Annotated in this window: 11 protein-coding genes, 1 tRNA gene and 1 pseudogene; 6 read left to right on the forward strand and 7 right to left on the reverse strand. The window is 65.5% G+C overall.

Annotated elements, in window-relative coordinates; genetic code table 11:
- Window positions 1-403: 403 nt before the first annotated feature.
- From OUO20_RS08560 to OUO20_RS08580, 5 genes are all read right to left on the reverse strand, one after another.
- Window positions 404-682 (reverse strand): hypothetical protein, encoded by a 279-nt coding sequence (locus OUO20_RS08560; protein WP_082581725.1) that lies wholly within the window; start codon window positions 680-682, stop codon window positions 404-406.
- Between the two features lie 110 nt (window positions 683-792).
- Window positions 793-868, reverse strand: a tRNA-Val gene (locus tag OUO20_RS08565).
- Between the two features lie 104 nt (window positions 869-972).
- Window positions 973-1,893 carry an NAD-dependent protein deacetylase gene (locus tag OUO20_RS08570; RefSeq protein WP_268003241.1) on the reverse strand — a complete coding sequence of 307 codons (921 nt, stop codon included), beginning with the start codon at window positions 1,891-1,893 and terminating at the stop codon, window positions 973-975.
- Window positions 1,894-1,899: 6 nt separating this feature from the next.
- Window positions 1,900-2,394 (reverse strand): peroxiredoxin, encoded by a 495-nt coding sequence (locus tag OUO20_RS08575; protein WP_268003242.1) that lies wholly within the window; start codon window positions 2,392-2,394, stop codon window positions 1,900-1,902.
- Window positions 2,391-2,810, reverse strand: a complete 420-nt coding sequence (locus OUO20_RS08580; RefSeq protein WP_268003243.1) for a DUF3052 domain-containing protein — start codon at window positions 2,808-2,810, stop codon at window positions 2,391-2,393. Before OUO20_RS08580 ends, OUO20_RS08575 begins: the two co-directional genes overlap by 4 nt.
- Window positions 2,811-3,238: 428 nt before the next feature.
- On the opposite strand from OUO20_RS08580, the pseudogene aceE reads away from it, so the two are divergent.
- The 6 genes and pseudogenes from aceE (at window position 3,239) to OUO20_RS08610 (ending at window position 11,226) form a co-directional block, all read left to right on the forward strand.
- Window positions 3,239-5,978 (forward strand): annotated as a pseudogene (gene aceE / locus OUO20_RS08585) (pyruvate dehydrogenase (acetyl-transferring), homodimeric type).
- A 191-nt stretch (window positions 5,979-6,169) separates the two neighbouring features.
- On the forward strand, window positions 6,170-7,414 hold the full coding sequence (locus OUO20_RS08590) for a PucR family transcriptional regulator (RefSeq protein ID WP_326498081.1): 1,245 nt from the start codon (window positions 6,170-6,172) through the stop codon (window positions 7,412-7,414).
- An 88-nt stretch (window positions 7,415-7,502) separates the two neighbouring features.
- Window positions 7,503-8,432, forward strand: coding sequence for an ACP S-malonyltransferase (locus tag OUO20_RS08595; protein WP_268003244.1), 930 nt, complete (start codon window positions 7,503-7,505; stop codon window positions 8,430-8,432).
- The gene (locus OUO20_RS08600; RefSeq protein ID WP_056387340.1) at window positions 8,429-9,490 is read left to right on the forward strand and encodes a beta-ketoacyl-ACP synthase III; all 1,062 of its coding nucleotides are present in this window, start codon (window positions 8,429-8,431) and stop codon (window positions 9,488-9,490) included. Before OUO20_RS08595 ends, OUO20_RS08600 begins: the two co-directional genes overlap by 4 nt.
- Window positions 9,491-9,567: 77 nt before the next feature.
- Window positions 9,568-9,813 (forward strand): acyl carrier protein, encoded by a 246-nt coding sequence (locus OUO20_RS08605; protein ID WP_009359314.1) that lies wholly within the window; start codon window positions 9,568-9,570, stop codon window positions 9,811-9,813.
- A 177-nt stretch (window positions 9,814-9,990) separates the two neighbouring features.
- Window positions 9,991-11,226: a beta-ketoacyl-[acyl-carrier-protein] synthase family protein gene (locus OUO20_RS08610; protein WP_018768273.1), complete on the forward strand. Its 1,236-nt coding sequence runs from the start codon at window positions 9,991-9,993 to the stop codon at window positions 11,224-11,226.
- A 114-nt stretch (window positions 11,227-11,340) separates the two neighbouring features.
- Here OUO20_RS08610 and OUO20_RS08615 read toward each other — a convergent pair whose 3' ends face one another.
- Together OUO20_RS08615 and OUO20_RS08620 are read right to left on the reverse strand one after the other, a co-directional pair.
- Window positions 11,341-11,844, reverse strand: a complete 504-nt coding sequence (locus OUO20_RS08615) for a DUF3145 domain-containing protein (protein ID WP_026265612.1) — start codon at window positions 11,842-11,844, stop codon at window positions 11,341-11,343.
- Window positions 11,845-12,083: 239 nt separating this feature from the next.
- The gene (locus tag OUO20_RS08620) at window positions 12,084-13,010 is read right to left on the reverse strand and encodes a tyrosine recombinase XerC (RefSeq protein WP_018768275.1); all 927 of its coding nucleotides are present in this window, start codon (window positions 13,008-13,010) and stop codon (window positions 12,084-12,086) included.
- Window positions 13,011-13,039 lie beyond the last annotated feature (29 nt).

The following is a 13,039-nucleotide window of genomic DNA, read 5'->3' on the forward strand; positions in this document are numbered from 1 at the left end:
CACAATTCAGCATAATGAACTCCATAGTGCTTGGAATTACGTTTCCGCTGCTGTCCGGGTTGAGGCAGGTTTTATGGACCTCACTGGTGGGCGACTGATCCTCAAGGACCTTCCCGTGAACCTAGGGATCCCACAAATCCTCCACGTCCAACCCGCCGCCCGGCGCTGCCATAGTGTCCATTCATGTGAACAACAACCACCATGACGGCCTGTGAACGGCGGTTTTCGTGGCCCTGATCCAACGTGAAGCAGCCGAACGGCGCATGACTTTTTGTTTCCAGCAGTTCACGGTATATTCATCCCAAGCCCTCCACCGCGGCATCCCCCAATAGCCGCGGTGGAGGGTTTTCCAATGCCGGAAAGTCAACGCCGGCGTGATGCCTGCGTATTCAGGCATTGATCGTCAAGCTGCGTCCGCTGCCGTGTCCCGTAGCCTCCAGCCTCCGCCGATCCCATCGCGCTGGAGGTACATGGTGGTCAGCGCTGACTTGCTGTTGTTGCCCAGCCGCACCTGCAGCTGCAGGACTTCGACGTCCACACCACTGTTGCCCTTCGGCATCCGCCGGCTGGTTTCCCACCAGTTGATGCGCTCGAACCACCTGACCGGCTCGGCACCAACCGCCCATTCCCTGCCCCGGCTCAGCACCGTCGTCGGTATTCCGTTGCTGTCTGTGTGCACCATGACATGTTCCATTCCTGCAACGTATGGCAAGGGTCCGACAATGACGGCAGGAGGGCGGGCAGCAAAAACCCGCCGCCCGCCGGTAAGGCGGGGACAGCGGGTTTGTAGTTTGGTGGGTCCTACCGGGATCGAACCGATGACATCCACGGTGTAAACGTGGCGCTCTACCAGCTGAGCTAAAGACCCAAATCACGCGGTTTCCGGCCGGACTGCCGCAACCAACGAACATAAACTCTACCCGACAGGGGACCGGAAACGCGAATCCGCGCACCGAACCGCCTGAGGTGTCCCTACAGGGCGGGGAGTTCGGCCGCGAGGTAGCCCAGCGCCTGGCTGACGCCGGCTTCAAGCTTGATGGTCGCCTTGTCATCACCACGGGTGGCGCCCCGGTTGATGATCACCACCGGCTTGGATTCCTTGGCCGCATGCCGCACAAACCGAAGACCGCTCATGACCGTCAGGGAAGAACCGGCAACCACCAGCGCGGCTGCCCCGTCCACCATGGCGTACGAACGTTCCACCCGGTCCTTGGGCACATTTTCCCCAAAGTAGACGAAGTCCGGCTTCAGGGTACCGCCACAGGCAGGACAGACCGGCACCACGAAGCTGCTGATGAGGGCCTGGTCCTCCACGGTGGCGTCAGCATCCGGCGCCATCTCCACCAACCCGGACGCCGCTGCCCGTTCCAGGAATCCGGGGTTGAGTTCCTCGAAAACACCGGCCAGGAGGCGCCGGGTGTAGGTCCGCCCGCAGTCGAGGCATATCACCTGGTCATACCGGCCGTGCAGATCGACGACGTTGGAGCTGCCGGCGTCCTGGTGCAGGCGGTCAACGTTCTGGGTAATGAGGCCCGTGAGGTAACCGCGGCGTTCCAGCTCCGCTGCTGAATAGTGGCCCACGTTCGGGTCCGCGTGCCGCATATGGGACCACCCGATGTGGTTCCGGGCCCAGTAGCGGCGCCGGTTGGCCGCGTCCCGGACAAACTCCTGGTAGGTCATGGGCTGCCGCGGCGGCGAGTCCGGGCCACGGTAGTCCGGAATGCCGGAGTCGGTGCTCAGGCCCGCGCCCGTCAGCAGGGCGAACGGGGCACCGGCAAGCAGGTCGCGGATCCTGGCCAGCACCTCGAGGTCATCGCCTGACAGCGGAGCAGGGGCTACCGGCGGCATGCTGGCAAAGCCGGTAAGGCCCGTCCCCCGCCGATGTTCCGCCATGGTCGATCAGGCCTGATTCAGATCCGCCAGGGCCGCGCGGTATTCGGCGAAGTCCCGGGCCTGTCCGCGGGGATTCACAACGCTGTAACGGATCCTGCCGTCGGCGTCGATGATGAAGGTGGCGCGCTTGGCCATGCCACTGACGTCGTCGAACACACCGTAAGCACTGGCCACGGCCCCATGCGGCCAGAAGTCGGCAAGGAGGTCGAAGCTGTAGCCTTCCTGCGCCGCATAGGCCCGGAGGCTGAACTTGCTGTCCACGGACACTGCAAGGACCACCGCGTTCGAATCCTCGAATGTGGCCAGGTTGTCCCGTATCTCGCACAGTTCACCCGTGCAGATCCCCGAGAATGCAAACGGGTAGAAGACCAGGGCCACGTTCTGCCCCCGGAAGGATGACAGCGTCACGGGCTCGCCGTACTGGTTGGCAAGCTCGAAGTCGGGCGCTTCCGCGCCCAGTGCAGGAACAGCTGCGGAAGCGGCCTCAACCGCTGCCGTCATTTGTTCTTCCTGCTGACAAGGCGGGTTGCACTCCAGTCCTTCGAGACTCCCGCTGAGGTGGTGACGTGCAGGCCGGCGGTGGGTGCGGCTTCCTGGATGTCTGCTGGCGAGACGTAGCCGCCCCTGCCTGACTTGGGGGTGAGGACCCAGACAACACCGTTTTCGCTCAGGGTAGTGAGGGAATCCATAAGGCTGTCCACCAGGTCCCCGTCGCCGTCGCGCCACCACAGGATGACGGCGTCCGCCACCTCGTGGTCGTCCTCGTCCAGCAACTCGGAACCGGTGAGGTCCTCAATATCGTCACGCAAGTCGAAATCGACATCGTCGTCGTAACCGAACTCCTGAATCAGATCCCCGTTCTTGAAACCCAATTTTTCCGCCACATTTACCGAAGTGGCGGCGTCGGCCTCGCTCACGTGTTCCTCCAATACCTCATATATGCAGTGTGCATAGTGATTTCCATTACTCCCCAAGCCAACACCCTTTGTGCCTGCGCTTCAAGCTGCCGCCCCCGGGACTGCGCATATTCTGCGTCACATCCGGCTGCAGCATCCCCGTCACAAGGGCTTTTTGTCACACAACCAGTATGACGAACGAAATACAACCGCAGCACCTGACCCGCGGCTACGCATCGCGTTGCGGTCAGGGCTAGAGTGGCTGGTGACAACTATGGCTGCGGGACGACAACCTTGTGACTCCGTGCAGACATAGGAGCGCTAGGAAGCTGCCCGGCACACATGCCCGGGCTGTTGTAACCGATACGTCGCACACGGCGTATGTACGCCGGGCAGTCACCCTGCCTGGCCTGAGTGCGCCGATTCATGCGCGCAAAGAGAGGTTGGACGTGGCTGCAGGAGAAGATACCTCCCATATCCTCAGCGGGTTGACTAACCAGCTGCCTGATCGTGATCCGGAAGAGACTGCCGAGTGGGTTGAGTCCCTGGATGCGTTGATCAGGGAACAGGGCACCGAGCGTGCCCAATACATCATGCGGAGCCTGCTGCAGCGCGCCGGCGCGCAGAGCGTCGGGGTGCCGATGGTGACCACCACCGATTACGTGAACACGATCCCGGTGGACCAGGAAGCCCAGTTCCCGGGCAACGAGGAGTACGAGCGCCGGTACCGGGCCTACATGCGGTGGAACGCCGCGGTCATGGTCCACCGGGCGCAGCGGCCCGACATCGGCGTCGGCGGGCACATCTCCACCTACGCCGGTGCCGCGACCCTGTACGAGGTCGGGTTCAACCACTTCTTCCGCGGCAAGGACCACCCCGGCGGCGGGGACCAGGTCTTCTTCCAGGGCCACGCCTCCCCGGCATGTACGCCCGGGCGTTCATGGAAGGACGCCTCTCCGAGGAGGACCTGGACGGGTTCCGGCAGGAAAAGTCCCGCGAGGGCCATGCCCTGTCCTCCTACCCGCACCCGCGCCTGATGCCGCACTTCTGGGAATTCCCCACCGTGTCCATGGGCATCGGCCCGATGAACGCGATCTACCAGGCGCAGAACAACCGGTACCTGCACAACCGGGGCCTGAAAGACACCTCGGACCAGCAGGTCTGGGCGTTCCTGGGCGACGGCGAAATGGACGAACCCGAATCCCGCGGCCTGCTGCAGCTGGCGGCGAACGAAAACCTGGACAACCTGAACTTCGTGATCAACTGCAACCTCCAGCGCCTGGACGGGCCGGTGCGCGGCAACGGCAAGATCATGCAGGAACTCGAAGCGTTCTTCCGCGGCGCGGGCTGGAACGTGATCAAGGTCGTCTGGGGCCGGGAATGGGATGACCTGCTCACCCGCGACACCGACGGCTCGCTCGTGAAAATCATGAACGAAACCGTCGACGGGGACTACCAGACCTACAAAGCCGAATCCGGCGGGTTCGTCCGCGAACACTTCTTCGGCAAAACCCCGCAGACCAAAGACCTCGTCGCGGACCTCACCGACGACCAGATCTGGAACCTCAAACGCGGCGGCCACGACTACCGCAAGGTCTACGCAGCCTACAAAGCCGCCACCGAATTCAAGGGCAAACCCACCGTCATCCTCGCCCACACCGTCAAGGGCTACGGCCTGGGACCGCACTTCGAGGGCCGCAACGCGACCCACCAGATGAAGAAGCTGACCCTGGATGACCTAAAGAAGTTCCGCGACCACCTGCGGATCCCCGTCAGTGACGAACAGCTCGAGAAGGACTCGTACCGGCCGCCGTACTACCACCCCGGTAACGACGCCCCGGAAATCAAGTACATGATGGAGCGCCGCGCTGCCCTGGGCGGAGCCGTCCCGGAACGCCGGAATACCCACGCCGAGATTGTGCTGCCCGACGCGAAGTCCTACGAGGTGGCAAAGCGCGGTTCGGGCAAGCAGCAGGCCGCCACCACCATGGCCTTCGTCCGGCTCCTCAAGGACCTGATGCGGGATAAGAACTTCGGCAAGCACATCGCCCCGATCATCCCCGACGAAGCACGCACGTTCGGCATGGATGCGTTCTTCCCCACCGCGAAGATCTACAACCCCAAGGGCCAGAACTACCTCTCCGTGGACCGCGACCTGGTCCTGGCCTACAAGGAATCCCCCGCCGGGCAACTGATCCACCCCGGCATCAACGAAGCCGGCGCCGTGGCAGCCTTCACCGCAGCCGGGACCTCCTACGCCACCCACGGCGTGCCCCTGGTCCCGGTCTACGTGTTCTACTCCATGTTCGGCTTCCAGCGCACCGGCGACGCCTTCTGGGCCGCAGCAGACCAAATGACCCGCGGCTTCATCATCGGCGCCACCGCAGGCCGGACCACCCTCACCGGCGAAGGCCTCCAGCACGCCGACGGCCACTCCCCCTGCTCGCCTCCACCAACCCCGCCGTGCTCACCTACGACCCCGCCTACGGCTACGAAATCGGCCACATCATCCGCTCCGGCCTCGAACGCATGTACGGGCCGGACTCAACGGACAAGAACGTCATGTACTACCTCACCGTGTACAACGAACCCATCGTCCAGCCCGCCGAACCCGAAAACCTCGACATCGAAGGCGTCATCAAGGGCATCTACCTGCTCGCCCCGGCAAAGATCGACGGTCCCCGCACCCAGATCCTCGCCTCCGGCGTCTCCGTGCCCTGGGCCATCGAAGCCCAGCGCGTCCTGGCCGACGACTGGAACGTCTCCGCCGACGTCTGGTCCGTCACCTCCTGGAACGAACTGCGCCGCGACGGCCTCGCCGCCGAAGAAGAAGCCTTCCTCAACCCCGGCCAACCCGCCCGCACCCCGTTCGTCACCCAGCAACTCGAAGGCGCCACCGGCCCCATCGTCGCCGTCTCCGACTACATGAAAGCCGTCCCCGACCAGATCCGGCAGTTCGTCCCCAACGAATTCGCCACCCTCGGCGCCGACGGCTTCGGCTTCTCCGACACCCGCGCAGCAGCCCGCCGCTACTTCAAGAACGACACCCACTCCATCGTGGTGCGTGCCCTTGAAATGCTGGCGCGCCGTGGCGAGGTGGATGTTGACGCCCCGGTCAAGGCCATCGAGAAGTACAAGCTGCTCAACGTCAATGCCGGCACCACCGGCAATGCCGGAGGCGAAGCCTAGCCTTCCGGCTGGACAGCGTATCCAGCAGCATCACGACGACGGCGGCCCCCACTCACCAAGGTGGGGGCCGCCGTCGTCGTGTCTGTAGTGTGCGGCACCGGACGAGGGCGGACGTCTTGTGATCCGTGACAAGGCGGATTGTAGCCTTCGCACAAATGGAGCTTGCGCGACGGTGGCCGTATGCTCAAAGAATGCCAGCACCAGCCAGCCCGTCCTCCATGCGGAAACCGACCCCGCCGAAGGTCACGCCGGAGAAGTCCGAAACCCTCAAGCAGCTCCGCGCCAACGTCGGCCAGCTCTCCACCAGCACCATGCGCAAGCTGGAGCAGTCGCTCCCCTGGTACAGCCGGCTCAGTGCGGATGAGCGGTCGGCACTGGGAATGGTGGCACAGAACGGCATCGCCGCTTTCGTGACCTGGTACGAGCGGCCGAGCTCGCCGTCGTGGATCCTCACGGATGTCTTTGGGACAGCCCCCACGGAACTCACGCGGTCGATCAGCCTGCAGAAGGCGTTGCAGCTGATCAGGATCGTGGTGGAGGTGGTGGAGGACCAGGTTCCGGTCATCGCGCCGGAAGCCGACCAGCCGTCCCTGCGCGAAGCAGTCCTGCGCTATTCGCGGGAGGTGGCCTTCGCCGCCGCCGACGTGTACGCCCGCGCTGCCGAATCCCGCGGCTCCTGGGACACCCGGTTGGAAGCCCTGATCGTGGATGCGATCCTCCGCGGCGAAAACACGGACGCCCTGCGCTCACGCATCGCAGCGCTTGGCTGGAAGGCGCAGGAGAGGTTCACCGTGATGGTGGGCAATTCGCCCTCCGAACCCAGCGCCAGCTACGTCAGCGAATTGCGGCGGATGGCCGGGCGCTATGCCGAGGACGCGCTGGTGGGCATCCAGGGCGACCGGCTGATCCTCATCCTTGGCGGCGTGCAGGACCGCGAAACAGCCTATGTGAAGCTCAGCGACATGTTCGCCCCCGGACCCGTGGTTTACGGGCCCGAGGCCAGCTCGCTGCTGGAAGCCAGCGGTTCCGCGCAGTCGGCCTTTGCGGGGCTGACCGCCGCGCGCGCCTGGCCCTCCGCTCCGCGGCCGGTAGCCGCGGACGACCTTCTGCCCGAACGCGTTATTTCCGGCGATGATGCGGCGCGCCGCTCGCTGGTGAAGAACATTTACCGGCCCCTCCTGGCGGCGTCCAACGGCCTGGTGGAAACGCTGGGAACGTACCTGGAACTGGGCCACTCGCTGGAGGCGACAGCCCGGGAACTCTTCGTCCACGCCAATACTGTTCGGTACCGGCTGAAGCGCGTCTGCGACGTCACAGGCTGGGATCCGTTGCTGCCGCGGGAGGCGTTCGTCCTGCAGGCCGCGCTGGTGGTGGGCCGGCTGTCGGCCCCGCCCAAGGCCGCCACGGAGCGGCAACCGTCCCGTAACCAGTCGTGAGGCATTGTAGACTTCCTACAACCTGACCCCGTGAGCTTGGTGCGGTGAAACACCGCTGGATCACACAGTAATTTGGAAAGCTGGTTACGTGCTTGCAATAGTCTGCCCTGGACAGGGCTCACAGACCCCGGGTTTTCTGGCCCCCTGGCTGGAACTTCCCTCGGTGGCAGGCCAGCTGGCCTCCCTGAGTGACATCGCAGGCATTGACCTGATAGCCCACGGGACCACCTCCGACGAGGAAACCATCAAGGACACTGCGGTTGCGCAGCCCCTGATCGTTGCCGCGGGGCTGGTCACCGCCGCCTCCCTCTTCGATGTCGAACTCAACTCCCTTCCGGTGATCCTCGCGGGCCACTCCGTGGGTGAAATCACCGCCTCCGCCCTGGCTGGAGTGCTGACGGAGCAGGAAGCCATGACCTTCGTCCGCGAACGTGCCAACAGCATGGCCGCCGCGGCAGCCGTCACCCCCGCAGGCATGAGCGCCGTCGTAGGCGGTGACCCGGCCGAGGTGCTGGCAGCCATCGAGGCGGCCGGCGCCGCCCCCGCCAACGTCAACGGGGCAGGCCAGACAGTGGCGGCCGGAACCTTTGAACAGCTGAAGGCCCTGGCCGAGAACCCGCCCGCCAAGGCCCGCGTCATCCCGCTCAAGGTGGCCGGCGCCTTCCACACCAGCCATATGTCGCCCGCTGTCAGCGCGCTTGAGAAACTGAAGCCGCAGCTGAACCCGGTGGCGCCCAAGGTGCCGCTGCTGTCGAATTTCGACGGCGGTGAAGTCACGGACGGTGATGCCGCCGTCGAAAGCCTGATTGCCCAGGTGTCCCGCCCGGTCCGGTGGGACCTCTGCATGGAGAGCATGGTCAAGCGCGGTGTGACCGGCGTGATCGAACTCGCCCCTGCCGGCACGCTGGCCGGACTGGCCAAGCGCGGCATGCCCGGCGTCAAGACCGTTGCGGTGAAGACTCCTGATGACCTCTCCGCGGCCCTGGCGCTCTTTGCAGAACTGGAGGGCAACGCATGAGCGTTCCCACACTGAAACAGGTTCCCATCCACGAGCACAGCCGCATCCTTGGCCTGGGGGCCTACCGGCCGGACGTCATCGTCACCAACGAGGACGTGTGCCAGTGGATTGATTCCTCGGACGAGTGGATCCGCCAGCGCACCGGCATCGTCACCCGCCACCGCGCGGCTGCCGACGTCAGCGTGATCGACATGGCAGAGGGCGCTGCCCGCGAAGCCATGGAGAAGGCCGGTATTGACGCCTCGGAGCTCGGGGCCGTCATTGTTTCCACCGTGACACACCCCTACGCGACGCCTTCCGCCGCAGCCAGCCTGGCCGACAGGATCGGCGCCACGCCCGCACCTGCCTTTGATATTTCCGCCGCTTGCGCCGGCTACTGCTACGGGATTGCCCAGGCCGACGCCCTGGTCCGCTCCGGTACCGCAAAGTATGTCCTGGTGGTGGGGGCCGAAAAGCTTTCCGACGTCATCGACAACCGGGAACGCACCATCTCCTTCCTGCTCGGTGATGGTGCCGGCGCCGTCGTGATCGGCCCCTCCGACACCCCGGGCATCGCCCCCTCGGTATGGGGCTCAGACGGCAGCAAGTGGGACGCCATTGGCATGACCCGCTCCCTGCTTGACGTCCGCGACCTCGGCCTCGCCGCCCGGCAGTCCGACTCCACGGGCGACCTCGCCCTCCTGGAGGAAGCCCAGGAGCTCTATCCCACCCTCCGCCAGGACGGCCAGACGGTGTTCCGCTGGGCAGTGTGGGAAATGGCCAAGGTGGCCCAGCAGGCACTCGATGCTGCCGGCATCCAGGCTGAAGACCTGGTTGCCTTCATCCCCCACCAGGCCAACATGCGCATCATCGACGAGATGGTGAAGAAGCTGAAGCTGCCCGAGACGGTTACAGTGGCACGGGACATTGCCGAGGCCGGCAACACGTCCGCTGCCTCGATCCCGCTGGCAACGCACCGGCTCCTGCAGGAGAACCCCGGACTGAGCGGCGGGCTGGCCCTGCAGATCGGTTTCGGTGCCGGGCTGGTCTTCGGCGCACAGGTAGTTGTCCTTCCCTAGATACGCCCAAGGGTCGCAACCGCGGCCCGGACCGTTTCCGGCAGTCCCTGCCGGCAATACAAGAAAAGGAGCCACCAATGGCTAGCAACGAAGAGATCCTGGCCGGCTTGGCTGAAATCGTCAACGAGGAAACCGGCCTGGCCCCGGAGGCCGTCGAGTTGGACAAGTCCTTCACCGAGGACCTGGACATCGACTCCATTTCCATGATGACCATCGTGGTCAACGCCGAGGAAAAGTTCGGCGTCCGCATCCCGGACGAAGAGGTCAAGAACCTCAAGACTGTTGGCGACGCCGTCAGCTTCATCGCCGGAGCACAGGCCTAGCCAAGGGCTTTCGCCGTCCTACGGCTTGGCGGGGCTGCCGGTCCGGACTGACCGGACCGGCAGCCCGCCGCATTTATCCGGCACAGTACCCCCGACCGGGACTGGCCGATCATCAAAACTGTGCGGGACCCTGCGGCAGCCGCAGGCGGATACCCCCACCGACGAAAGAGTGATCCCATGACACGCAAAGTAGTCATTACCGGTCTGGGCGCCACTACGCCCATCGGCGGCGATGTGCCCACAATGTGGAGCAACGCCCTCAAGGGGGTCTCCGGTGCCCGCACCCTGGAGGACGACTGGGTAGCCAAGTACGAACTCCCTGTCCACTTCGCCGCACGGTGCAGCACGCCGGCCCTTGATGTCCTCAGCCGCGTCGAGGCCAAGCGGATGGACCCGTCCACCCAGTTCGGCGTCATCGCTGCCCGGGAAGCCTGGGCCGATTCGGGCATCACGGAATTCGACCAGGACCGGCTGGCTGTTGCCTTTGCCACCGGCATCGGTGGCGTCTGGACGCTGCTGGACGCCTGGGACACCCTGAAGGAAAAGGGCCCGCGCCGCGTCCTGCCCATGACGGTGCCCATGCTCATGCCCAATGGTGTTGCCGCGGCCGTGAGCCTGGACCTCGGTGCCCGCGCCGGCGCCCACACCCCCGTCTCCGCCTGCGCCTCCGGCACGGAGGCCATGCACCTTGGCCTGGAGCTCATCCGCTCGGGCAAGGCCGACGTCGTCATGTGCGGCGGCGCCGAGGCAGCCATCCACCCCATGCCCCTGGCAGCATTTGCCTCGATGCAGGCGCTGTCCCGCCGGAACGATGATCCCCAGGGCGCCTCACGCCCGTACGACACCGGCCGTGACGGCTTCGTCATGGGCGAAGGTGCCGGCGCCCTGGTCCTCGAGGCCGAGGAACACGCCCTGGCCCGCGGAGCCCGCATCTATGCCGAGCTCGCCGGTACGTCCGTCACCGCTGACGCCTACCACATCACTGCCCCGGATCCCCAGGGGCTTGGCGCCACCCGCGCTCTGAAGGCGGCCATGTTCGACGGCCGGATCCAGGCTGAGGACGTGGTTCACGTCAACGCCCACGCCACCTCCACCCCTGTCGGCGACAAGCCCGAGTACACGGCCCTGCGTGCGGCCCTTGGCAGCCACGTGGACGACGTGGCGGTCTCTGCCACCAAGTCGCAGATGGGCCACCTCCTGGGCGCTTCGGGGGCGGTTGAGGCTGTCCTCACCGTACTGGCCGTCCATGACCGCAAGGCGCCGGTGACCATCAACCTGGAAAACCAGGATCCGGAGATCCCGCTCGACGTGGTCACCTCCGCCCGCGACCTCCCTGCAGGGAACATCGTGGCACTGAGCAACTCCTTTGGCTTCGGCGGCCACAACGCCGTCGTGGCTATCCGCAGCATCTAGGCGCTGCCCGGGGAAGTCGCCCCGGATGGCAAAGGAGGCCCCGCCGCTTGGCGGGGCCTCCTTTGCGCTATGGAGGTGTTGTGGTGTCGTCGCGGTAAGAGTGGACGACGGCGGTCAGCCCACCTGGTGCAGCCAGCGGACGGGAGCGCCTTCGGCAGCGTGGCGGAACGGTTCAAGTTCTTCGTCCCACGCCTCGCCGAGGGCGAGGGACAGCTCGTGGTAGACGGCGGCGGGGTCGCCGGCTCCGGACTCATAGGCGTACCGGATGCGGTCCTCGGACACCATGATGTTGCCGTGGACGTCTGTGACGGCATGGAAGATCCCCAGTTCGGGGGTGTGCGACCACCGGCCACCATCCACGCCCTGGCTGGGCTCCTCCGTCACCTCATAGCGGAGATGCGCCCAACCGCGCAGGCAGGACGCCAGTTTCGATCCCGTTCCGGGGGTTCCGGTCCAGGACAGTTCGGCCCGGAACATTCCGGGCGCAGCAGGCTGCGGGGTCCACTCAAGGTCCGTCCGCTTGTCCACCACGGCGCCGACCGCCCACTCAACGTGGGGGCACAGCGCCGTAGGGGCCGAGTGAACGAACAGCACACCGCGGGTCATTGCAACAGACATTCCATCCTCCATAGCTCTAGGTACGTCTTCCCCAACGACCTCGGCCTGGATGGAACTGCTGCGCCCTGCACTGCGGCGATGGTTCCCTGCCTGTATTCAGATGTATCAGATTAAGCTGTGTCCGGGCTTGCCGCGCGGTCCGAAGCCGTTTGAGCTTCAAGCCGCACTTGAAAGTTGCCGGACGTGACTCTTATTGTGCCGTACGCCATGGAATTACGCCAGTGCGATTACCTCGGCGATCAGGCCCTGGGATGCGCCTGCTGGTAACTCTTCCGGAGCCGGTCAACCGAGACGTGTGTGTAGATCTGGGTGGTGGCCAGGCTGCTGTGGCCAAGAATCTCCTGCACTGCCCGGAGGTCCGCGCCGCCGTCGAGCAGATGAGTGGCCGCCGAGTGGCGCAGGGCGTGGGGCCCGGACGCGGAGGTATCACCGAGCGCCTCAAACAGGGCGTTGACCAGGGCGCGCACCTGCCGCTGGTCGACCCGTCCACCGCGGGCACCGAGGAAGAGGGCGGGCCCGCTGGTGTCCTTCACCAGTCCCGGGCGCCCGCGCCGGAGCCAGTCGTCCACGGCCACCGCGGCCGGGACTCCAAACGGAACCGTGCGTTCCTTGTTGCCCTTGCCGATAACCCGCAGCGTCCGGCGGTCCGGGTCAAGGTCGTCGACGTCCAGTCCGGCGAGTTCGCCTACCCGGATACCTGTGGCGTAAAGCAGCTCCACGATCGCACGGTTGCGTACAGCCAGCGGTTCGCCCTCCGCGGCCGCCCTTTCCAGGCCCTCCAGTATGCGCGCGAGCTGGGAGGCCTGCAGGACCCCCGGCAGGGACCCCTCGCGTTTGGGTGCCTTCAGCCGCAGGGCCGGGTCTGCGGTGATGAGTTCCTCCCGTACGGCCCAGGCGGTGAAGGCCCGTGCCGTGGCAGACCGGCGTGCCAGCGTCGCCCGCGAGGCGCCCGCCGAACTTTGGCTGCCAAGCCAGCGGCGGAATGTCCCCAGTTCAAGCTCCTTCAGCCCTGCCACGCCTTCCGATGCAGCATGGGCCAGGAGGCTGCGCAGGTCGCCCAGGTACGCACGCATGGTATGGGCGGACATCCCGCGCTCCCCTGACAGGTACCCGGCGAACGCGTCCAGTGCCTTGGCCAGTTCCCCGGGCAGTTCTTCATTGTCCACTCCTCTACTTTCCCAGTTGCCCGGCCGGT

Source organism: Arthrobacter sp. FX8, from assembly GCF_026723805.1.
Classification (GTDB): Bacteria; Actinomycetota; Actinomycetes; order Actinomycetales; family Micrococcaceae; genus Arthrobacter.